At 66.4% G+C, this 2,485-nt stretch carries 1 pseudogene; it reads left to right on the forward strand.

Annotated elements, in window-relative coordinates:
• Window positions 1–94: 94 nt before the first annotated feature.
• Window positions 95–2,413, forward strand: a pseudogene (secA, locus tag ABZ749_RS33785) (preprotein translocase subunit SecA); the annotation flags it as partial.
• Window positions 2,414–2,485: the final 72 nt, after the last annotated feature.

Below are 2,485 nucleotides of genomic sequence, written 5' to 3' on the forward strand. Positions count from 1 at the left end.
AGGAGGAGACCTTCTTCAGCTCCTCGTTCTGGCTGTAGCTGGCCGCGGTGAGGCTGCGCATCTCCTCGTTCTGCTGCTGCGAGACGAGGGTGGCGGCGGCGCGGCGCTTCACTTCGGCAACATCGCCGAGATGAAGACCGGTGAGGGCAAGACGCTGACCTCGGTCATGGCCGTCTACCTCAACGCGCTCTCCGGCAAGGGCGTCCACGTGATCACGGTCAACGACTACCTCGCCCAGCGTGACGCGGCGTGGATGGGCCGGGTGCACGAGTTCCTCGGGCTGACCGTCGGCGTGGTGCTGCCCAACCGGCCGGCAAGTGAGCACAAGGCCGCCTACGAGTGCGACATCACCTACGGCACCAACAACGAGTTCGGTTTCGACTACCTGCGCGACAACATGGCCTGGTCGAAGGAAGAGCTGGTGCAGCGCGGGCACAACTTCGCGGTGGTCGACGAGGTCGACTCCATCCTGATCGACGAGGCCCGCACCCCGCTGATCATCTCCGGCCCGGCCGAGCACTCCGCCCGCTGGTACGGCGAGTTCGCCGGCGTGGTGGCCCGGCTCCAGCCCGGCACCGACGGCGAGGGCGACTACGAGGTCGACCACTCCAAGCGCACCATCGCGGTGACCGAGCGGGGTGTCGCCAAGGTCGAGGACCGGCTCGGCATCGACAACCTGTACGAGTCGGTGAACACCCCGCTGGTCGGCTATCTCAACAACGCCATCAAGGCCAAGGAGCTCTACAAGCGCGACAAGGACTACATCGTCAGCGACGGTGAGGTCCTGATCGTCGACGAGTTCACCGGTCGCATCCTGCACGGCCGTCGCTACAACGAGGGCATGCACCAGGCGATCGAGGCCAAGGAGGGGGTGGAGATCAAGCAGGAGAACCAGACCCTGGCCACCATCACCCTCCAGAACTACTTCCGCCTCTACGAGAAGCTGTCCGGGATGACCGGTACGGCGCAGACCGAGGCGAGCGAGTTCAACAAGGTCTACAAGGTCGGCGTCGTGACCATTCCGACCCACCGCCCGATGGTTCGCGAGGACCGGCCGGACGTCATCTACAAGACCGAGAAGGCCAAGTTCAACGCCGTCATCGAGGACATCGCCGAGCGGCACCAGATGGGTCAGCCGGTGCTGGTGGGCACCGTCTCGGTGGAAAACTCCGAGATCCTCTCCCAGCTGCTGCGCCGCCGTGGCATCCCGCACAACGTGCTGAACGCCAAGTTCCACGCCCGGGAGGCCGAGATCGTCGCCCAGGCCGGGCGTAAGGGCGCGGTCACCGTGGCGACCAACATGGCCGGCCGCGGCACCGACATCCTGCTCGGTGGCAACGCCGAGTTCCTCGCCGCGAACGAGCTGCGCCAGCGCGGCCTCGACCCACTGGAGAACGAGGAAGAGTACGCCAAGGCGATGGAGGAGGTCCTTCCGACCTGGAAGCAGGCCTGCGACGCCGAGGCGGAAGAGGTCTCGGCCGCCGGCGGCCTCTACGTGCTGGGCACCGAGCGGCACGAGTCCCGGCGGATCGACAACCAGCTGCGTGGTCGTGCCGGCCGCCAGGGCGACCCGGGCGAGTCCCGTTTCTACCTGTCCCTTCAGGACGAGCTGATGCGGCGCTTCCGGGCCGGAGCGGTCGAGGCGGTGATGGAGCGCTTCAACATCCCGGAGGACGTGCCCATCGAGTCGAAGATGGTCACCCGGCAGATCAAGAGCGCCCAGGCCCAGATCGAGGGTCAGAACGCCGAGATCCGCAAGAACGTGCTGAAGTACGACGAGGTGCTCAACAAGCAGCGCCAGGTCGTCTACGCCGAGCGGCTCCGGGTGCTCAACGGTGAAGACCTCTCCGACCAGGTCCGCAACATGATCGACGACACCGTCGAGGCGTACGTGCGGGGCGCCACCTCGGACGGCTACGGCGAAGACTGGGACCTCGATCAGCTCTGGTCCAGCCTCAAGCAGCTCTACCCGGTCGGCGTGACGATCGAGGAGTTGGAGGAGGAGGCCGGTGGCTCCCGGGCCGGCATGGACGCCGACTTCCTGGTCGCCCGCCTCAAGGACGACGCCAACGCCGCGTACGACCGGCGTGAGGAGCAGCTCGGCACCGAGGGCGTTCGCCAGCTCGAGCGGATGGTGCTGCTCCAGGTCATCGACCGCAAGTGGCGCGAGCACCTCTACGAGATGGACTACCTCCAGGAGGGCATCAACCTCCGGGCGTACGCCCAGCGCGACCCGGTGGTGGAATACCAGCGCGAGGGCTTCGACATGTTCGCCACCATGATGGAGGGCATCAAGGAGGAGACAGTCGGTTTCCTCTACAACGTCGACGTCCAGGTGACCGAACCGGAGCCGGAGGAGGGGGCCGACGAGGTCACCCTGCTCGACAAGCCGGTGGAGATCCGGGCCAAGGGCCACGCGGGTCACGTTGCCCGCAACTGCGTCGTTGGCCATGCGGCTGAGCGTACCCTAGGCTACGAGTTGCGT

The sequence above is a fragment of the Micromonospora sp. NPDC047753 genome (assembly GCF_040642735.1).
GTDB lineage: Bacteria > Actinomycetota > Actinomycetes > Mycobacteriales > Micromonosporaceae > Micromonospora.